General features: G+C 61.1%; 13 protein-coding genes. 6 read left to right on the forward strand and 7 right to left on the reverse strand.

Annotation, left to right across the window (positions count from 1 at the left end; translation table 11 throughout):
- Positions 1–102 precede the first annotated feature (102 nt).
- Positions 103–1,425 (forward strand): MFS transporter, encoded by a 1,323-nt coding sequence (locus tag ACT2FV_RS16510; RefSeq protein ID WP_444504399.1) that lies wholly within the window; start codon positions 103–105, stop codon positions 1,423–1,425.
- 482 nt (positions 1,426–1,907) lie between these two features.
- On the opposite strand, the gene ACT2FV_RS16515 is transcribed toward ACT2FV_RS16510, so the two are convergent.
- From ACT2FV_RS16515 to ACT2FV_RS16545, 7 genes are all read right to left on the reverse strand, one after another.
- The gene (locus tag ACT2FV_RS16515) at positions 1,908–2,912 is read right to left on the reverse strand and encodes a hypothetical protein (RefSeq protein ID WP_444504400.1); all 1,005 of its coding nucleotides are present in this window, start codon (positions 2,910–2,912) and stop codon (positions 1,908–1,910) included.
- 499 nt (positions 2,913–3,411) lie between these two features.
- Entirely contained in the window at positions 3,412–4,260 is an 849-nt protein-coding gene (locus tag ACT2FV_RS16520) for a hypothetical protein (RefSeq protein ID WP_444504401.1), read from the reverse strand.
- Positions 4,261–4,840: 580 nt separating this feature from the next.
- Entirely contained in the window at positions 4,841–5,005 is a 165-nt protein-coding gene (locus ACT2FV_RS16525; RefSeq protein ID WP_325090321.1) for a hypothetical protein, read from the reverse strand.
- 217 nt (positions 5,006–5,222) lie between these two features.
- Entirely contained in the window at positions 5,223–5,702 is a 480-nt protein-coding gene (locus tag ACT2FV_RS16530) for a hypothetical protein (protein WP_444504402.1), read from the reverse strand.
- A 71-nt stretch (positions 5,703–5,773) separates the two neighbouring features.
- Entirely contained in the window at positions 5,774–6,703 is a 930-nt protein-coding gene (locus tag ACT2FV_RS16535) for a tyrosine-type recombinase/integrase (RefSeq protein ID WP_325090319.1), read from the reverse strand.
- A gap of 173 nt (positions 6,704–6,876) precedes the next feature.
- Positions 6,877–7,269, reverse strand: coding sequence for a DUF2471 family protein (locus ACT2FV_RS16540; RefSeq protein WP_325090318.1), 393 nt, complete (start codon positions 7,267–7,269; stop codon positions 6,877–6,879).
- 91 nt (positions 7,270–7,360) lie between these two features.
- A complete protein-coding gene (locus tag ACT2FV_RS16545) occupies positions 7,361–7,660 on the reverse strand; it encodes an H-NS histone family protein (RefSeq protein ID WP_444504403.1) in 300 nt (99 codons plus the stop codon).
- Positions 7,661–8,171: 511 nt separating this feature from the next.
- Here ACT2FV_RS16545 and ACT2FV_RS16550 point away from each other — a divergent pair.
- The 5 genes from ACT2FV_RS16550 to ACT2FV_RS16570 are packed head-to-tail and all read left to right on the forward strand — an operon-like array spanning position 8,172 to position 21,395.
- Positions 8,172–16,595 (forward strand): two-partner secretion domain-containing protein, encoded by an 8,424-nt coding sequence (locus tag ACT2FV_RS16550; protein WP_444504404.1) that lies wholly within the window; start codon positions 8,172–8,174, stop codon positions 16,593–16,595.
- Positions 16,596–16,603: 8 nt separating this feature from the next.
- Positions 16,604–17,422: a hypothetical protein gene (locus ACT2FV_RS16555; protein WP_444504405.1), complete on the forward strand. Its 819-nt coding sequence runs from the start codon at positions 16,604–16,606 to the stop codon at positions 17,420–17,422.
- A 5-nt stretch (positions 17,423–17,427) separates the two neighbouring features.
- Entirely contained in the window at positions 17,428–19,455 is a 2,028-nt protein-coding gene (locus ACT2FV_RS16560; protein ID WP_444504406.1) for a two-partner secretion domain-containing protein, read from the forward strand.
- A gap of 3 nt (positions 19,456–19,458) precedes the next feature.
- Complete coding sequence (locus ACT2FV_RS16565; RefSeq protein ID WP_444504407.1) at positions 19,459–19,599, forward strand: hypothetical protein; 141 nt, start codon at positions 19,459–19,461, stop codon at positions 19,597–19,599.
- A complete protein-coding gene (locus tag ACT2FV_RS16570) occupies positions 19,596–21,395 on the forward strand; it encodes a ShlB/FhaC/HecB family hemolysin secretion/activation protein (RefSeq protein ID WP_444504408.1) in 1,800 nt (599 codons plus the stop codon). The genes ACT2FV_RS16565 and ACT2FV_RS16570 overlap by 4 nt, the downstream gene beginning before the upstream one ends.
- Positions 21,396–21,462 lie beyond the last annotated feature (67 nt).

The following is a 21,462-nucleotide window of genomic DNA, read 5'->3' on the forward strand; positions in this document are numbered from 1 at the left end:
ACGCACGGCCCGTTCGACGGGCGAGCAGGCTTGAAGGCCGAGCCGGCCTCCATCCGTTTCACCGACGCTTGAAATCCGTCCAACAATCTTGCGGAGACGACCATGACATCAACGGCAGTGCAGAAGGTTCCGAACCGGCGGTGGGCGATTGGGCTACTGCTGGGCATCGGGGTGCTCATCAACTATTTCGATCGTATCAACCTGTCGGTTGCTGCACCTCAACTCAAGGAGGCGTTCAATCTGACGCCCGCCGAAATGGGGTTGCTGTTCAGCGCGTTTTTTTGGCCGTACGCGCTGCTTCAGGTGCCTGCCGGCATCCTTCTCGACCGCTTCGGTGTGACCCGCATCGGGCGCCTGGGCGCATTGCTCTGGGGGCTCGCGTCTGCCGTCACCGCCTTCGCGGGCGGATTCGGCGGCATCTTCGCAGCGCGCGCGATGCTGGGCATCGCCGAGGCACCGGGCTTTCCCGTCAGTGCCAAGGCGACCGGCTACTGGTTTCCGCGCGGGGAGCGGGCGCTCGCCACGGCGATCTTCGACGCGGCGGCGAAGTTCTCCAACGTCATCGGCGTGCCGCTGGTTGCCGTCGTCGTCGTCGGATTGGGCTGGCGGTGGGGATTTGGCGTGACCGCGCTGCTGAGCCTTGCCTATTTCGTCGCGTTCTATGTCGTGTATCGCGATCCCAGCAAGGATCCGAAGCTCAGCGAGGCCGAGCGTCACTACATCCAGGCGGGCGGCGCGACGCCCGAGGGCACGTCTGGCGGGAGCGTCTTCGCTATGCTCGGCTATCTGATGAGGAAGCCCAAAGTCTGGGGCCTCACGATCGGCTTCGCCGCGTACGGGTATTCCTTTTACCTGTTCCTCACCTGGCTGCCCGGCTATCTGGTGCAGACGATGCACATGAGCATTCTCAAGTCCGCCGGCTTTTCCGCGATTCCGTGGGCCGTTGCGACGCTGACGGACCTCGTGGTCGGCGGTTGGCTGATCGATCACCTGATCGCCCGCGGCAAGGATGAAACCCGCGTGCGCAAGGCGGTCCTCGTGATCGGCATGATGTTCGGACTGGCGGTCTTCGGTGCGACCCAGACGACCAATCCGGTGTGGGCGATCTTCTGGATTTCGGTCGCGCTGGGCGGGCTCGCCGCAGCGGCGCCCGTCGGCTGGTCGCTGCCGTCACTGATCGCGCCGAAGGGCGGTGTCGGGACGATCGGCGGCATCATGAATTTCGCCAACAACCTGATGGGTGTGGCGGCGCCCGTGGTGACCGGCTTCATCGTCGGCGCGACGAACTCCTTCACCAATGCGTTCCTGATCGCAGGCGTCATCCTCGTGGTCGGCATCGTGTCGTTCGTCTTCGTCATGGGCCGGATCGAGCCGATTGCCGAGCCGGACGAAACCATCCCGCAAGGCCACGCATCGGCGTCGTAAGCAAGGAGGGGCCGGCCGCGACGCGTCCGCCCGCCGTCCGCGGGCTTTGATTGCGTTCGCGCGCTTCGGTCCAACGTTGCCGCCGCGCTTTCGCTCATGCATGTCACCAACACGGCGCAATTCACTCGTTGCGCCGTCGTCGGAGCCTTGGCCATGATATCGAGCGTGCCGGTTTGCCATGATCGGATGACCGCATTGCCCTGCAAGTCGCCATTTGGACAACGGTCCGACAAACGGCAGTTCAGGGTCGATCTGCGTCGGTCGCGCGTTGCAGGGCGGCGGCCGGCCGCGTTCGGCCGAGGCTGTGTGAAAACTCGAAAGTATCCGGTTTTGGGGTGTCGCTTTACCCCTCCGGAACCGCTTCGAAGCCCGTACGCGGCGATCTGGCGAGCCGAGTTTGTCAGGCGGTGCGTTCGGCGGGAGTTTTCACACAGCCTCGGCCACAAGCGGTCGCTCGGAGCGCCCACTCCAATCATCTATAATCAATCCGGCAAGTGATAGGCCATGATAGCCAATTGAACACTCTGCCCCAGATCATCCAAGATCTTGAATTGATATATCAACCAGCCGCGATCCCGCTTCTCGACAAGCCGCAAGAAATTGGAATGTTTTGGTGTGTACTCTTCAATCTTCTCAAGTACATCAGAAAAATTCTTATTCTTAACAAACAATACGACTGCTGCATTTTTATCTCGACCGGTTAGATAACCGAAAAGTTGATCTATTGTTGACAGATAGGCAACCTCTCCACCCCAAAATTTGCACTCGCCAATAAATTCATTGACTCCTGCAATATTCACGAGAATGTCGGTCTTTCCCTTCCCATTGACCGCTTCACCGGGCACATAGCTACGCAACGTACCGTTGAGCCCTACCAAAATGAGGTCTCTTAAGCTTTCTTCATCTTTACCGCGACGAGTGGATGGCAACCGCTCAAATGTTCTTCCACTGTGATGAATGGAGGAAAGGATCTGTTCGTTCAGGTCAGTCTTATGTAAAAAAATACCACTTTCCTCGAGATATAAATTAGATTTCCTCAGTCTATCGAGCGTTGCCTCCACATCCTCGATAAATCTAATCTGCCGATCCATTAGAGGAATCATCTGCCCGATGGACCAGGGCGTATCCTTTCCCAACGCTGCCGCCACTTTCTTTGCCATCCCTGCAACTTCGATAAGCTTTCTTTTGCTAAAAACCGATTCATCTCCGAATGAAAATGAGTCAACGTAGGATTTTAATGTCGGATACCGCCCTATATCATTGAATGAATTTAATTTTTCTGCCAATCCACCAGCAAATTGACGACCTTCGGCATACAAGTCATCAAAGGGGCCTCGAATCTGCCAATTAAATTGCGCGATGGTCATGAAATCTTCTTCATGCTTATAATGTGACCAGTCACGAGAAAATTCATCAAAAGCCCTTGAGTAGCCAAGAAGGCGATGTAGTGGCTGACTGACTGATACGAAATCTTGGCGAATCGGCATGTTCGTTTTATCCCACTGGCTCTAATGTTCCCGGGTTCCACTTCCCCACTTTCATGTAAGTTTAGCGCCTTTTCTCGCTTGAAGGCACGACGCCAGTAGATCCGCCCGGTGAGGCAAAGATTCTTTGTCCGGCAAATCACCGTTCCCCTACCCGGGCGCCCCGGGTTGTGAAGCAGTCGCGCATGCCTAGCATCACCAAAGTACGTGCCCGGATCGTACGCAGACCCGAGATAACGTAGTTTCGCATTTCCCACTGACTCAGCGGATTACATTGAGCGGTGAGTTTGCCACTCAGATATGGTTTGGGGCTCATCGTTCTGCGCCAAGTAGAGTCGTATCTTCGGTCGCAAAGTAAGCGGCGCCGAAATACAGGGCAACCAGTCATCTGCTGAAGCTGAGCGGTTGCGCTTTCGAGATTCGAACGACCGCAAAAGCTACCGGAGGCTGCCTCACAGGACCGTGGTCGGCCAGAGACAGCCGATCGGGTTCGTCGTCCCAATTAAGCTCGCCGGAGGAATAGGAATCCAGTGGCGTCCCGAGCGACTACCTTGAAACGAGTTTCGGCGAATTTTTCAACATCGGTTTCTGGGTTGTCAGAAGCCTTGGTTATGTTTCGCAAAGCACTTACTGCTTTGAGCAAATCTTCCACGCTTTTTTCAAGATCTTCCGCCCCTCTGATACTACGAAGCACATCGCCAATTTTTTTGAAGACTGTTCTCGCTTCGATGTCGATTGCAACTCCGGACGAGCCGTCCCGAGAAATGATCCATAGTCGCTCGCCTACCAGAGTTTTGGTCCCTGTCCGTCTCGATTTCCACATGATTCGAACATACTGGTCTTTCGCTGCGCTGAGTAGAAGGAACGCCTGACGCGCCCGATCGGACTTCTTCGGCATCTGCCTCGCCGGGGCGTTGAACCATTGAGCGACGAGAGGAGCCCCAGTTGCCGGCAAATAAACGTAGGACAGAATGGGCTGTACCACGCAAGCAAACAGCAACTCGGCATTCAGCGATTGAGTTTTGAATATGAAAAAATCGCGGGGCTTGGCGTTCGAAAATTCGCTTGCATTGCCTTTTGCTTCGAGAAACCGGAAAGTCGCTACTTGGCCGTTAGCGGGACTTCCAAATTGGGCTACTAGGTGGTCCGGACCATTGCCCTTCCAGCGACGGGACACCATGCCGGGATATTTTCTGGTATACCGCTGGACGTCACACAAAAATCGATAACCGTCGGCCGCAGCTAAGGCGATAGTGACGGCACTTGCGATTTGTTCATCAACACCGGCACGAGCGCGAGACGTCAGATTGCCAATCTTGGACGAGGCACGAACCCCTCCTGGGGTATCCATCAAGTTCTCCTCGCAGTAACGCAGGCAAAAATCGAAGCTCCAGCCGTTTGTGAGTTCCAGATGCAGTGCGTGCGCAATTGAACGGATGCCAAGTGGGTAACTCCCGACCGCAGCTTTGTATCCTGGTGAGACATCGGCCCACCATGGGTCCCAGGCAGCAGTCACCTGAGCCAGAACAAGTGCATGGTTATTGAGTCCCTGTGGCCAAGTTGAAGGGACTGGAATATTAGTTCTCGTATCTGCAAGCGTCGGCAGCGGCCTAAAATTGATCAATGAATTTCTCCCAATTGTCGCTCGTTGTGAGCTTGTCTGTATTGTCGTGTGTGGGCCGGTAAAGAAATCGTTATCCGCGTGCTGCGGTAGAACCGCCGAACAGCATAGCAAATTGGTTCATGGCTGATTGCTTGACGTCTGCGGCGCGCACAGATCTGGCCAGGCGGGCGGCGATTTAGCCGGTAACGAACGGCGACCTTTGGGAAGCTAGACCGTCCGCTCCGGGTCGGCAAGCGACGCCCACGGAAATCCACGAAGAACCTTTTTTTTCTTCGACGCGGCGCAATGGCGGCGCCTGTCACTTCAATCAATGCATCTGCGCATACGCGAGTGCAATCGCGCAGATATGGCTCGCGGCGCCCATAGCGATACCCAATTTGCGTCGTCCATCGCTGGAACAGGGAACCGGCACATCGGTGTTGAATTTCATTGCGTTCAACACGACGCCTACAAATGTGAACAGAGACAACACGGACTTCTCCTTTCGGTACTATGGCGTCTCCCGGTACCGGCCTACCCGTGTATCGACGCGCCATAGTATGCGTATACGTCGCGACGGCTCAATGTTTCACCCCCTACGAAGAAACATTCTTTGAGCCGTCACGCGGACCGCGCTGACGCGGCCATGCGGTCCGATACGCGCTACACGTCCGTAATGCCCCGCCTTCAACTGTGGCGGGGCCGCCGCTTTATCCTGCGACAGGGTGGTCGAGTACGGACGTGAGATCCGCGGCCGCCGGCGTCGGTGTTGCGTGCGCGGTCTGGATGCGCGCGCGACCGATTACCAGGTTGCGCGAGTCAATCGAGATTCGCTCGATACGGCGGCCGCGTGCTGCACGTTCAGGCGAGCTCTCGTAGGGAAAGCCACGGTGCACGTAGTCTTCGAGATCGGGCTCGACGAAGAGGATGTGGTGTGTGCCCTCGTTGGTCAGTGCCACGCACAGCATATCGAACGGAATCCCCATGAGTTCGCGATCGGCGATCCGATTGAGGATCGTGTCGCGGGCTCGATAATCGGTGACCAGGACGTCTTTCGGGCCGTGGTGGTTGTCGATTTGGACGATCACCCGCTTGGGATCGGTGTTGACCAGGAACAACCTATATCGGCAGACCGCGAGGTCCCCGTTCACGAGGTAGACGAGGTCAGTGTAGTGCGTTGCGTAGTCCATATTGAATGCTCCAACAGCGAGAAAGCCAGCGCACGTGCTGGCTTTCTCAGGCTATCGGGGCGACCGGGAAGTCAAGTTTGGGGCGCGGCTTGGGGCCCGGGCGGGAGCGTCGCCCGAATGCGTATCACGGTCCGTTGACTTGTGAGGCCCAACAGTTGCATGACGTCGTCGTTGCTTCGGCCGGCAAGCAGCAGGCGCCTGGCGAACGTATTCCGCAGGGTGCGCGGGCTCATATCGGGGAGCCGAACGTCGATCGCGAGGAGCTCGTCCCGAACGATGCGGCCGAGCATCTCGTCGGTCATCGGCCCGCCCGCCCGGGGCGACGGGAACAGCAACGGGCTGCCGGCGGCGGCTGCGCAGTTCCGCCACCGCGCGAGTGCCGGTTGTGCGAACTCGTCTACGTTGACTCGGCGTGCCTCGCGCGGGCCGCGCTTCGGAATAAGGAGGTGCGGCCGCGCCGGCGACAGGTCGAGGTTATCGGCCAGCGCCTGTCGGATCTCCTGCGCGGTGATGCCTGTGGAAAGCAATAGGGCGACGATTGCTCGATTGCGGATCGCGCGTTCGTCGAGTCCATCGAGCGTGGCGACCGACTCCTGCAGGCGGCGATCGTCGGCCTCGAGCAAGTACACCGGGACGGGCTCATCCTCCGGCCACGTCTGCGTCAGCGTATAGGCGGCCGCTGGATTGGTCTTGCGCACGCCGACGTCGACGAGGTGTCGGCCGAGCCGGTCGAGGAGCTTCTGGTAGCGAAGCCGCGTCGTGGTGCCTGGTTTGCACCGGCGGTCCAGGTCAGCAAAGAACGATTCGAGGTGATCCGGGCCGAAGGTGGCCAGCGACCGCTGCGCGTCCGCGAGATGGCGCATGAAGCGCTCGAACATGGCTTCGTGCTGGACGATCGAACGGGGCGAGAACGCGCGCCGATCGGCGCCGGCGGCTTCGGTGCGCTGCCACTGCTGATAGGCCTCGGTGGGTGCCGACAGCCAGAGAGTCGGTTCATCCATTCGATCTTATATACTGGATATTGCTTACCTCAAGCATAACGCGAATCTACGATTCGCGCCTTTTGCCAGCAGAAGGGAGGGGCGTATCGCTCCCATCACTCGGGCGACGCTCGCGTGCACAACCTGGACTTCGGCCAGGTTTCCGCCCACCAACCAATGTGCCGACGGGCCGCTCATGCCGCTGCTTGGGCCCGGTCGAACTGATCGGCCCCCGACAACCGTTCTCGAACGCTCAGATAGACGATCGGAAGTGATGCGTCCGCCAACGTCCAGTCGATCAGGCCGCTCAGATCGACACCGGGAAAGGTCGCTGGGCCGATCCGCGGAAGGGCATCGACGACTGCCGCTTCGTTCCGGCTCTGGAACGCGAGATCCGAAAAGGCTTGCTCTTCGATTTCGAGCAGGACGGGCCAGCTCCAGTCGTGCGCCAGTCCTGTCTTCAGATAGCGCACCGCGAGTGACGTGGCGATGCGGCGCAAGTCTTCCGTGGCGCGCGCGAGCGCGTGCTCGAAGCGCGCTGGGTCGGGTTGTGGGCCGGGCGTCGTAACGGTTTCTGGGCGTTCCATAGGGGCGTCGAGGTGATGCGGCGGCCGGTTGTGTCGAAGCCGGCCGCCGTGTTGCGCTGCACTGTAAATATATCCAGTGTTGGGGTTCAATTCAAGAACGGGAGGGCGGCGGCGCGATCTCGAATTGTGCGCGGTCCTTGCCGTCGATCCAGGCCGGCGGACGGCCACGGCCGCTCCACGTCGCACCGGTTTCGGGATCGCGATACCGTGCTCGAGCGGATTGGTGTTTGCGCGCTTTGCTGCCACCGAAAATCTCGCGGGCGGAAAGATCAAATTCCACCACCATGCGCTTCACTTCGGCCAGCACGGTCTCACGAGCTGCGGCCTTGGCATTCTCGATCTCGGTCTCGAGGACGGCGCGTTGTGCAAGCAGCGTTTGGTAAGTCGACATCATTTCTCCTGTCGGGGTTAGGGAATCGATATCAACCAGCGTACCGGCTCATGTGGAAAGTCAAGCTTCACTCGTTGCAGCATCAACCGGATCTACTCTATCGGCGTTCGCTGCGTGGGCGCTTGACCACTCAATCGCTTTCAATCGAAACGAAGCGGCGTCGATTATTTTCGGTCAGTTTCTGATCGGAAAATCACCGACGGCTCTATCAGTCACACCCTTTAACGTTTAGTACATCGTCGACGCGACGCGGCCATAGCTATACCGCGTATGGCCTCATCGGCAAAGACGTTGCATGACAATCAGCCCAAACACTCGATAACCTGATTTTAAAGATTGGTGTTTGATTGAGCGGTCTATTGGTATAGATAAGCGAATAACTTATTAAAAGATTTCTCGTATGATATTTGTAAGAAAATGCCGTGAGATTATTGGCAGGCCTGACAATTGTTGACCATCTTTCAGTTTTGGCTGTGCGACTATCTGCGGAAAATTCAGAGCGAGACCAACTATGCGCCGCATCATGCGCGATATTGAGATTCGGCACGTTCAACGGGAAACGGCCAAACAGGCGATTATCCTCGACCATGCTCCGCTGAAAAGCGAAGGGCACGCGCTATGGGTCAAGGCGACTGCGTGGGTCATGACGGCGGTGATGTATTTCGCGCCGGCTGTGTTTCTCGCGGATCAAACGGCGCACGCCGCACCGATTGTCGATCCGCGGGCGCCGATTCCCTTCCAGCCGACGGTCACGCAGACGAGCACGGGCGTGCCGGCAATCAATATCCCCGCGGCCAATGCGAATGGGATCAGCGTTGGACAGTATCAGTCGTTTAACGTGGGACCCGAAGGTCTCGTGCTGAACAACAGTACGGTGGCGGGGACTCCGCTGCTCGGCGGTACGCTGGGCGCGAATCCGAATCTGAATGGCCGGCCGGCGACGACGATCGTCAACCAGGTCAGCTCGACCGGGCCAGCGGCCTCATTGTTCGGTCCCCTCGAGGTATTCGGCTCGCCGGCAGCAGTCGTCGTGGCGTCTCCGAATGGCGTCAGCGTCAATGGTTTGAGCGTGACGAACGTCACGAATTTGACGCTCACGACCGGCACGCCGCAGTTTCTCACGGGTGTCGGCGGCACGGCCACTGATTTTACGCACGCGGGTGCCGTGGCGTACGACGTTCGCTCCGGCAGTATTTCGATCAGCGGGCCGGCAGGTAACGACGGCACGCCGGGCGCTGGGGTGGAAGGCACTGTCGGGAATCTGGACCTCATCGGCCAAAGCGTCACCGTCAACGCACCGCTGCGCGCCGATCAGCGCGTGAACATCGTCACGGGCAACCAGCTCGTGACGCCGGCTTCGTCGAATGCGACCGGCATCACGTACGGAACGGCTGCAAACGGCACGGCCAACACCGCCGCGGCGCTTGGCAAGAACGTCGCGGTCGACGCGAGCCAATATGGTTCGGTCACATCGGGCACCGTCTATATCGTGTCCACAGCGGCCGGTATCGGCGTGAACACCCAAGGCCCGCTGTCGGCAACGGCGGGCAACGTAGTCGTCAATGCAAACGGCGACGTGTCGGTCGGTCAAACGTTTGCCAATCAGAACGTCAATCTGACCAGCGCAGGCAACACGACGATTGCCAGTACGGGCCTGGCAAACCAGAACTACACGGTCGCGGCGAACGGCGACATCAACGCGACGGGCTCGGTGTCGGCCGGGCAGAACGTCACGATGACGGCGGGCGGCAATCTGAATGCCGCGTCCGTTGCCGCGAACGGTGCGGCCAGCCTGACGGCAGGCCAGTCGATGACGATCGGTTCGCTGTCGGCGCATGACATCGCGCTGCAGACGACGAACGGCGATCTCACGGTCGGGGGCTTGAGCGCACCCGGCACGGTGTCGGCCAAGGCCGGGCGGGATCTGACGGTCAATGGCGCGGTGCAGGGCGGTAGCACCGTCGCGCTCGCGGGTGCGCGCAACGCGACCGTCAACGGGCAAGTGTCGGGCGTCGGCGATACGACGATCGCGGCGCAAACCGGCTCGGCCGCGGTGAACGGCAATGCGCAATCGAATGGTGCGTTGTCGGTGACGGCGGGCCAGAACGCTGCAGTCGGTGGCACGGTACAGGCGCAGGGGCCGGTAACGATCGCTGCGCAAGGCGGCTCGATCACGGGGCAAGGCAACGTCGCGTCGTCGCAAGGCGCGGTGAATCTGAATGCGGGACAGGCCATTGCGTTGAATGGCGCCGTGCAGAGCGGCAGCACGATCAATGCGACGGCCGGTACGAGCGCAGGCTTCGGCGGCACGGTTTCCGCGCAGGGCGCGGTGACGGTTCAGGCGGGGCAGGACACGACGCTCGGCGGGAACGTCACCAGTGGCGGTGCCCTGAATGTGACCTCCGGTGGCAACACCAGCGTGCAGGGAACGGCCGCGTCGGTCGGCGACATGACGCTCGCGGCCAGCGGCGGCACGTTAACGACCACCGGCAACGTGGTGTCGCTCGGCACATTGAACGCGAGTGGATCGCAGGGCGTGAGCCTGGGCGGTCTCGTCTACAGCGGCGGCAACGCATCGATCGGATCGAGCGCCGGTAGCGTCGCGATCGCGGGTGCCGTGTCGACGCCGGGCACGGTGAAGATCAACGCCGGGCAGGACGCGACGGTCGCCGGAACGATCCAGAGCGGCCAGACCACGACGATTGCAGCCGCGCGCGATGCGAACCTGAACGGCGGCCTCGCAGTCAGCAACACGGGCAACGCAAGCGTGACGGCGGGCCGCGACATCAACGGCACGGGGGCGATCAGCGTCGCGAACGACACGACGCTTAATGCCGGCAACAACGTCGCAATCTCAGGCGCGATCCAGACTGGCAACAATCTGAGTGCAGCCGCTGGCCAGAACCTGTCGGTCGGCGCGACGACGGCGGTGGGCAGCAGCACGCTGACGGCGACCAACGGTAGTGCGACGCTCGCAGGCGATGCGCTGTCGGGCGGGGCCACGACGATCACGGCCGGCACGGACTTGAACGCACAAGGCAGCCTGAAGAGCATCGGCGATCTGAACGCCAATGCGAAGACAGGGGATCTGACGGCAGCCGGTCCAGTTTCGACGGCGGGCAATGCGACCCTGAATGCCGGCCAGAATCTGACGCTGAATGGCCAGACGACTGCATCGAAGGATGCGAGCCTCACGGCGACCAACATCACAACGCAGGGCGTGGCCGTCGGCGGCAATCTGACCGCCACTGCGACGAATAACCTCGACACGTCGGCAGGCCAGCTCAATCAGCCCTTCAGCGCCACCGCGCCGGCCTTGTCGGTCGGCGGCAATGCGACCTTGTCGGGTGCGAACGTGACGACCGCGAACGCGGTTGTCGGCGGCACGACGCAGATCACCGGTTCGCAAAGCCTGACGACGGGTGGCACGGCGGCCTTCAAGGGCGACGCGACGCTCGCCGGCGGCACGGTCAGCAACGTCGGTACGCAGATGGCGGCCGGCAACCTGAACGTGTCCGGCTCGACCGTCTCGAATTCGGGCAGCCTGTCGTCGCTGCAGACCGCGAACGTCACCGCGACGAACCTCAATAACTCGGGGACGATCTACGGGCCGGCGGCGAATTTCAACGTGTCGGGTGCGACGACCAACTCGGGCGGCTTGCTCGCGACGAACGCGCTCAACCTGACGACGGGCAGCGTGAGCAATGCGAACGGGCTCATTTTCTCGGGCGACGTCAACAACCCGACTACGGCGATCGGCAATACGACCGTGACGGTCACGGGCGGCAATGGTTCATTCGACAATACCAACGGCCGGATACTTGCGCAAAACGTGGCGACGCTGAATTTGCCGAACCAGATGCTCGACCCTTCGGCTGCCAGTTATGGGACCGTCAACGGCGGAAACGGCCTGAATTTGTCCGGGCAGTCGGTGAACAATTCCGGGACGTGGACGCTGCCCGGGACGGCGGTCACGGTCTCGGCCACGCAAGGCATCAACAACGCCGGCACGATCAATCAGGGTACCGGATCGCTGACACTGAATGGCGCGGTCGGTAACACGGGAACCGTCAATGGCAACGACCTGACGATCAACGGCTCGCTGGCGAACCAGGCCAATGCCACGGTGACGGCGAATGACGCATTCACGTTGAACGGCTCGGGCACCAATGCCGGCACCGTGCAAGCGGCGAATACGCTGGCGATCGCCGGCGCGAGCTACGACAACTCAAACGGCACCACGAAGGCGGGCAATAGCAACAGCCCGGCCGGCAGCGGCAATGCCTCGATCCAGTTGAGTGGTGACCTGACGAATTCTGGCGGCACGCTGACGGCGACCAACGATCTGGCGATCACGGCCAACAACGTCATCAATTCCGGCGCGACGGGCTCGGGTACGACAACCACCACTTCCACGACAGTCAACAATACCGCGCTGACAATGGCGTTGGGTGTGGGCAATGACACCCTCGACTTTTACTATCTGTACGCCGCCGAGAACGGTTTTTGCTGTCAGGTCGACCAGACGCCACAAACCGTATCGCTGGCCGATGCGCTCGCGCCGACCGGCTCGACTAGCTCGCAGTATCTGCAAACCAGTCAGCCCGTTGCGACCTCGGGGACGGTGACCTACGTGCTGGTGCCGACTGTTACGGGCACCAGCAATTCCGGCAACAGCGTCGTCCAGAATCTCTGGTTCGTCGAGACGCCGCAGAACGCAGGCCTGGCGCTCCAGAAGAAGGTCGTGGCGCTGCCGACCGTCACGGAGACTACGACGACGACAGGTGGGCAGCCGGGCGCGACGTCCGTGATCGCGGCAGGCCACAACCTCAGTGTGACCGCGAACAGCCTGAACAATCAGGGCGGAACCGTCAGCGCGGGCAACGACGCCAACCTGAATCTCCAGTCACTGTCGAACGTCGGGTCCACCTACAGCTCGACGGTCACGGACACCGTCGACCTCGCGTCGATCAACAACTTTTTGTCGCAAGCGCCATCGACGATTTCGATCTGGAATTACTACAACGGTGCGAATCCATTCGGCCCGTACAGCACCGGGTATTACATCGATGGCGGCAGCATCAAGCTGAACGCACCGGGTACGGTGGCGCCCCTGACGACCTCCTCGAGCACGAGCGTTCAAGGCGCCGTGGGCCAAGTTGTGGCCGGGCATGATTTGAACCTGTCGGGCGGGAATCTCACCAACGGTGGTTCGCTGGTCGCCGGCAATAACGTCACGATTCAGACGGCCAGCTTCACGAATCAAGGTACGAACATCGGTTCGAAAACGGTTACCGCCGGATGCGCGTCTGGTGTCTCGAACTGGGGCTGCACGAACCTGAAGACGACGAACCCGAATTCCGAGACGTACAGCTATCAGCAAACCAACAGCAACGTAACGGCGGGGAACAACCTCGTCATCGCATCGAACCAGGTCGCGAATACGTACGGCAATCTCGTCGCGCAAAACAAGGTCGTGATCGGGGGCGCCGGCACGACGGCGACGTCACCGACGCAAGCCGGGAGCGTGGCGAATACGTCGGGCGCGATCGAAGCCGGGAACGACGTCCAGATCAACGCGGCCACGCTGACGAACACGATCGCCGCGCCGGTGCAGGTCCACCAGAACTACGGCAGCGCCACACCCTTCACAGGCTGCACGAGTAACTGCGAGGCCTATGTCGACGTGCAGTCGGCGAGCCCGGCCATGATCACCGCCAATCACAACGTCAACCTGACCGCAGGCACGTTCAGCAATACGGGTAGTCTCGTGACGGCGCTGAACAATGTCACGATCAACGCATCGAATTCGGCCACCTCGAACAGCCAATACCTGAATGCGTACTGGGCGAGCAACCTGACCCACTATACGTCGTCGTATCCGGCCTGGGGCTGCGCCAACAATCCGACTTTGTGCGCGTCGCTATACGGCAGCGCATATAGCAGTGGCGCGACGCAGGATCCGGCTGGGCTGCCGTCGTCGGTGGGCATGTCAGACTTCGTGCCGGCGACGATCCAGGCTGGGAACACTTTGTCGGTGAATTCGCCGACGTTGACGAATACCGGCAATGTGATTGGCCAGACCGTGAGCCTGACGGGGGCGCAGCTCGTCAACGGCCTGAACAATCCGAACGTCTATACGCCTCCGCCGGCGGTATCGGGCCAGGTGGTATCGCTCGGGCCGCCGTCGGTGCCGTCGGGTGCGACGACGACCGTGAACAGTGCGGGCCGCGTGACGACGCTGTCGGGGCAGCCAACCTCGGTGACGGGTGCCGCAGGCATACCGCCCAATACGCCGATCGGTGTGCAGACCGTCGGTAAGCCGGTGGCGCCGACTGTCCCGACCGCCGGGACACCGTCGTCGCCGTCTGTGCAGACCATTGCCGGCGCTACAAAGAACGCGACATACCTGATCAATAACCCAGCGTCTCAAGTGATCGGTGCGCTGAGTCCGCAGGCACTGCTCAATGCGTTGCCGGCCAACCTGCAGCCGGGTAGCACGCCGTTCTACTACGACCCGTACACGGAAAACCAGCAGATCGAGCAGGCAGCGCTGCAGGCGACCGGCAAGAGCAGCTTCTATAGCACGACGAGCGCGACGGACAGCACGAGCCAGGCGTCGATCGAGAATCAGGACAAGGCGGCGCTCTACGGCGCGGCCCTCGAGTACGCGAAGCAGAACAACATCGCGCTTGGCACGCAGCTGAGCCAGGCGCAACTCGCGTTGATCGATCATCCGATGCTCTGGTACGTCGAGGAGACGGTACCGCAGCCCGGATGCACCGCAATCGGCAACGGCGCGTGCCCGACCGTGCAGGCGCTGATGCCCGAGGTGCTGCTGCCGCAGAACTATGCGGTAGTGAAGGCGGATGGTGAGATCACGGGGACGAATGTCGCACTGGACTTCGCGAACAGCATCCTCAACACAGGTTCGATCTCGGCGCAGACCCTGACGGTCAATACGGCGAGCCTCACGAACGAGCAGCGTTCGACCAATATCGGCACGATCTATAACAACGTCGATGGCGGTGTTGCAGTAACGACCGGTACGGTGGTGCAGCAAGGCGGCTTCATGTCGGCGATGAACTACGACATGACCGCGCAGGCGATCAATCAGATCGGCGGAGCACTGCAGCAGCTCAGCGCGGACGGCACCGTGAACGCCGGCGCTACGCAGGCGATGCTGGCAAATCTGAAGAACCAGCTCGGCGGCCAGTTCACGCAATCGAGCGTGAGCAACAACATCCATACCGACGTCATCTCGGACGGCGGGATGGGTCCGATCATGATCGTGCAGGCGGTCATCAGCGTCGCCGCATCGATCGCGTTCTCACCGATCCTCGGTGCGGCGCTCAGTTCGTTGATGAACCAGGCCGATACCGGCCAATTCAGTCTCGCGAATCTAGGCAAGGCCGTCGCGGTTGCTTACCTGACGCAGGGGATCGACGAAGGCCTCGGGCTGAATGACTTCCAGTCGGTCGGTGCGAACCTGGTGTCTTCCGATTCCGCCGTGACACTCGCGAATCTCGGTAATACCGCGTTGCAGATCGGCGAGCAAAGCGTTGTCAACGCCGGAATCTCGACGGCGATCCAGGGCGGCAGCTTCATGACCGCGCTGAAGAACAATGTACTGACCGATCTCGCAGCAGTCGGTGCGAACGCCATCGGGACTTACCTGCCGTCTGGCACGGTCGGCAATGTGCTCGCCCACGCTGCATTGGGATGTGCGAGTTCGGCGGCGCTTGGCACGGGATGCGCAGGCGGTGCCGTGGGTGGTGCTGCCAGCGCAGCATTGAACCCGGTGATCGATTCAAACGGCAATATGCCGCCTGCGGTACTGGCCGCCGTTGAAACCTTGGTGAGCGGTAGTCTCGCGGACGCGCTCGGCTTCAATCTGCAAGGCGCGATGACCGCTGCGCAGAACGAGACGCTGAACAATTGGTTGAATCACCGGCCGACGAGCCCGATGGCACTGTCAGAGCAGCAGCAGCTCGACAAGGCCGTCGCGGCCTGTAACGCTGGGAATTCGGACGCGTGCAAGACCAAGAACGCGTTGCTCGCACTCTCACAACAACGTGACGCGGCGCTTGCCAGTGCGTGCGCGGGTGGATCAGGGACACCGGCCTGTAAGGCTGCCGTCACCGCTGCCCTTGCGGGCGGAAATAACGTGCAGTTTGTCAACGGCACGGCTTACGCGTTCGATCCGAATGCGCCGGCCTTCAAAGCAATCGGCAACCCGTATCAGACGCTTTACGCGAGCTCGTTCGATGGGCAGATGGCCAGCAATCTGCTTGACGGTTTGCAAAATGCGCCAATCGATTTGCCTCTCATTGGTGCGCTTAAGGGTGCAGCAAAGTGGTTTGGTATTGGCTCGGACGCGGTAGAAACGACCGCGCAGGCTGCAGCAACGACTACGACGTCGACCGGCGGCAGAGTATTCAATGGCGTCGAGTTAAACCCGAATCTTCCGCCCCCAATCGCCGGGTGGGACTACTCGCCGAACATGTTGAAGGGACCGTCGGAGAACCAGATTTGGTCACACTGGACGGGCTACCAGGGGGAGATTAATCTGGCGAACACCGTGGCCGGCTTGCCGAACGAGACGGTGGTGCGCTGGGGTGATGCGATCGGAACGAACGGCAACGACATCATCTCGGTCAACCAAGCGACCGGACAGGTGACGTTGTGGGATAGCAAGTATCTCACGGCGAATAAACCACTACCTCCGTCAACGACATTTGCTACGGATTCAAACGCACTGGAAAATGCGATCGGACAAGCTCAACGTGCGATCTTCGATTCGAACCTTCCAGCATCTGTTAAGCAACAGGCCTTGGGCAATTTGACCGACCGAAATTTTGTAACCAACACAGTGGGATCGGGTGGATTGAAAAATTCAGTACATATCCGATACTGCGGCGGGCAACCCTGCTAGGAGAATCTATGTTGTTTGATCCGATTGTTTCGCGAGAGCGAGGCTTTGAACCCGAGATGCTTAGGTGGCTTCTCGGCACACAATATGATGCCTCGCGCCCGATGGGGAATGTCGCGAAATTCGAACTCGAGACCGCGATCAATGCGTGGTTGGTTGGACTTCATCAAGAAATCGCGCCCCTCATCCCACGCTGTGTCGACTGGCTCGGGAAGGCCATCGAGGTGGACGAGCGTCTCGGCGTTGACCCAAATTTTCATCGCTGCACCTTGTATTGGGCCAAAGCGGTCGCTGACTGGATGGATTCCGGCTTGGACAGCGCCGAGTGGGAAAACGCGCGAATTTTCGAGGAAGCGGCCTGGCGCTTTGAAAAGCGTCCGTGGCCGATGAACGAGATCATCCGGGGCGGCCTCGACGACTACATGGCGTTCGCCTACCAGACCGGCGACGATGCGACGCCCGATGGCATGGAAGGCTTCGAGAACGGTATCCAGATGTACGAGCACTGGGTGAACGACAAGCCGCCTTCGCTTTCGAAAACCCTCAAGCCGCGAGAGTACGCGTATGCGTTGTGTCTCTATGGCTGTCGCCCGGAGATCTCGCATGCCAACGGCTATACGCCGGATGCTCTATTCGATGCGGGTCGACGCATGTTGAAGGCCAACCTCGAATCGAAATGGTTCGGCGCGGGGCAATTCATTCGTGGCGCAACGTGGCTCAAGATCGTCTACTGGAACCGCGGGGAAGAACTGACACCGCTGCAGACGATTCTGAAGGCCTACGACAACATGCCGAACGTGCCGCTTCCTGACTTCGTTAAGGAAGGTTGAGCGTCATGCGTCTCAGGCTGATCGTATCGGTATTGGCATCAGCGTTGCCGGCCTATGTGCTGGCAGGCGGAATCGTTGCGGATGGTGGTACAGCGACGACGGTTTCGACAGCCGGAAACGGCCGTCAAACGGTGAACATTGCGCCCGCTATCGGCGGCGTCTCAAACAACACCTACTCGTCCTTCAACGTGTCGAAGGCCGGCGCTGACCTCAACAACGTTGGCATCAACGCGCGCACGATCGTCAATCAGGTCACGAGCACAAACCCGTCGCTGATCCAGGGCAACATCAACGTGCTCGGCCCGCGCGCGAACGTGATCCTGGCGAACCCGAACGGCGTCACGGTCGACGGCGGGAGCTTCACCAACACCGGGCACGTCGTGCTCTCGACCGGGCAGGTGAGCTTCAACGATCTCACGCTCGCGCCGGGCGTCGTACAACGCAACGTCGTGCTGACGACCAACCGAGGCGGAATCGCGATCGGCCCCGGCGGCCTGTCCAGCACGCTGGTCAACCTCGATCTGATTGCCAAGCAGTTGAGCATCAACGGCCCGGTGACCAACGATTTCACCAGTTCGACGAGCGGCATTCGCGCGATCGTCGGCGACAGCACGACCACCTACGACACCAGCTTCTCTCCGTCCGACAACAGCCACGACTGGCTGATCGGCACGACGCCTCCCGGCACAAAAAGCAATGCCGTCGCGGTCGACATCACGGCGGCCGGCGGCCTCACGGCCGGCCGCGTGCAGCTGATCGTCACCGACCAAGGTGCGGGCGTGCACAGCCTTGGCAAGGTCTACGCGAACGCCGGCGACGTCGTTGTCACCGCGAATGGCGATATCGCAATTGCGGACGGCTCCCTGAAGGCCGAGCGCGACGTTGCGCTGGCGACGCCTGGTACCGTGTTGCTGCAGGGCTCGCAGGTGACTGCCGCGAACAACGTGAACGTCCAGGCCGGCAATATCGCGCTGTCCGACGACGCTACCGGCCCCACGACGCTGAGCGCAGGCAACACGGTGAACCTGACGAGTAATGGCGCGATCAGCAACACCGGCAGCCTGATTCAGGCAGGCGCGACGGCGAGCGACGGCACGACTACCGGCGGCGACGTGATCCTGACCGCCGCCGGCGACATCACGAACCGTTCGAGCGCGAACAACCTCGGGATCGTCTTTGCCGCCAACGGCCAGACGAAGCTGACGGCCGGCGGCAACATCATCAACGACAACGCCCGCATCCTGTCGAACGACGCGGTGAACCTCACCGCAGTCGGCGACGTTCAGAACATCATCGACCATACCGGCGGCACGAACGGCGGCCAGCCGACCGCGTATTCCGATCGCGGCGGCAGCTTCCTGTTCTTCTCGCACACGACGAGCGGCTTCAACGTCGACTACGGCACCGTCAGCAATCCCGACCAGCTCGCGTATATCGCCGCGGTCCACGGTCCGGTGACGATCAACGCGCGCAATTTCAGCAATTCGGGCGGGATCGTTCAATCGAACGATAGCGACGTCAACATCACCGCCCAGAACGCCTTCACCAACGCCGCCGTCTTCACGGGCCAGGCGAGCTATACGCGCAGTTGCTGGATCTTCTGCCACGCCGACGCGTCGAGCAACGTCACGCCATACGGCGGCACGATCCAGGCGGGCGGCAACATCAGCATCAAGGCGGGTACGGTCGCCCGCAACGTCGGCGGCAACGTGTTCGCGACGGGCGACATCAAGGTCGATTCCCCCGTCACGTACGCGCAAGGCGTCACGGGCTATTCAGCGATCAACCAGCACCGCGGCTTCAAGGCGTTCTTCGGCAGCACGTGGGCACAGATCATCGCAATGGACGTCGGTGGCGGCTTCACCGCGAACGGCAGCGTGACGCTGACCGGCGACGGCGTGATCGACGGCGGTTCGTTCAGCGGCGGTAAAGGCGTGACGGCGGCCGGCGGCATCACGACCGTGCGCGCGCCGTCGCGCACGCCGGTGCAGATCGACCAGCACCTGGGCCTGACGTCGTGGTGGTGGCGCTAACCCATGAACTATCAAAGCAAAAATCGTCTCGGGCTGGCAGTCGTCGCTTTCCTCGCAATGGTGATCTTCATTGCCGCCTCGCAAAGCGGTGTTTTCGGCAAGGCCACATTGACGCTCGGGTATCCGCACGCACAACAACGATGAAACCACGCGTTTTCCCTCGACTGAAGCTGCCGCTGCTGGTCGCGAGCCTGGCTGCGCTGCATGTACCGGCGCATGCGCAAACCCCGCCTCCCGCGGCCCGCCCTGTGCAGGACCCGGCGCAGTTGATCATCGAACAGCAGCGCGAGCAGGCGCGCCAGCGCCAGCTTGAGCAGCCACCCGCGTCGATCACGATCGCGCCGACGTCCGAGACGACGCTCGACATTCCGCCCGGCACGCCGGTCGATTCCATCGTCGAAACCGGCCCGACCTTTCCGGTGCAACGGATCGTGCTGCAAAGCGCCGACGACAAGCCGTTCGAGCCGCCTGGCGGCATCACGGCCCAGCAGCTCGACGCGGTCGTGGCGCCGTTCATCGGCCACGATCTCGGTTCGCACCGTATCAACGTGATGCTGAAGCGGATCACGGACGTATTCGTCGAACGCGGCCTCGTGACGACGCGCGCGCTGCTCGGCCCGCAGAATCTCGCAAGCGGAACGCTCAAGATCACGATTCAGGTCGGCGTGATCGAAGCGTTCACGATCAACGGCAAACCGGTTCACCGGCTCAAGCCGGGCGAGTCATCGTCGGGCGGCGGCTGGTTCACGGACGTCGGCTACGAGAACGCATTCCCGACGGCGCCTGGCGATCCGCTTCGCCTGTCCGATATCGATCAGGGCGTGGCGCAGATCAATCGCCTGCGCCGCAATCAGGCGACGGTCCAGATCCTGCCGGGTCAGAATCCGGGCGAATCGATCGTCGATATCGGCAACAAGCCGGGCGATCGCCTGTACTACACGTTGGGCGTCGACAACTACGGCAGTTCGGCCACGGGCGTGACGCGCTACCGTGCGGGCGTCGAGGCCGACAACCTGCTCGGCCTGCAGGAATCGCTGAGCGTCAATTTCCTCGACAGCCTCGACAGCAACGCGATCGTCGGCTCGTTCGCCGTGCCGTTCGGCCGCCATACGTTCAGCTACACGATCTCCGATTCGGAGTATCAGCAGCTGATCGGCACGACCGCGCTCGAATATGGCCGGACGCTGTCGCACATCTTCGGCTGGAACTATCTGGTCAGCCGCAGCGTGAGCGACATCACCAGCGTCGACGCCACGGTGTCCTGGCGCCGCACCGACCGCGAGGTCAACGGCATCGATCTCGATCCGCAGCGCGTCGCCGTGTTGCGTCTGGCCGGCAACTGGCTGCACAAGTTCGTGATGAACGATGCGCAGGGCAACTTCACGATCAACGGTGGACTGTCGCAGGGGCTGCCGTGGTTCGGCGCGAACCACGATCCGCATGGGATCTCGCGCGATGAAGCGCACAGCCAGTTCACCAAGGTGGATGCGACGGCCGCGTTCACGCTGCCGCTGCCGAAGATCGGTCGCGCATTGCTCGCCTATCGGGGCGTGTTGAGCGGGCAATATACGAACATGGCGCTGTTCGGTTCGGAGCAACTGTACCTCGGCGGGATGGATACCGTCCGCGGCTTCCGCTCGGGCGAAATCGCCGGCGATCGCGGTTTCTATTCGCGCAACGAGCTCGCGTGGGTGAACGCGCCGGCCTGGAAAGACGGTCGAATCGAACCGTACGTGTTCGTCGACGCTGGCAAGGCCAGCCTCGTCGCGGTGCCGGGTTTCCCGACGCTGGCAGGGGCGGGCGCGGGACTGCGCGCGCAATGGCAGTGGCGCAAGCAATCGTTGTCGGGCGAGGTATTGGTCGGGCGTGCGTTGACTCAACCGGCCGCACTCGGTCCGAAGGCAACGCTGGTGCTCGGCACCTTGAACTGGTTTTACTAGGGTGAGTGGTGTCTGGCCGCCCCCGTGGCCGGACATTTTGCGCGGCGGTTGCGATTGCCGCGCACTT

The sequence above is a fragment of the Burkholderia sp. PR2 genome (assembly GCF_052372875.1).
Classification (GTDB): Bacteria; Pseudomonadota; Gammaproteobacteria; order Burkholderiales; family Burkholderiaceae; genus Burkholderia; species Burkholderia diffusa.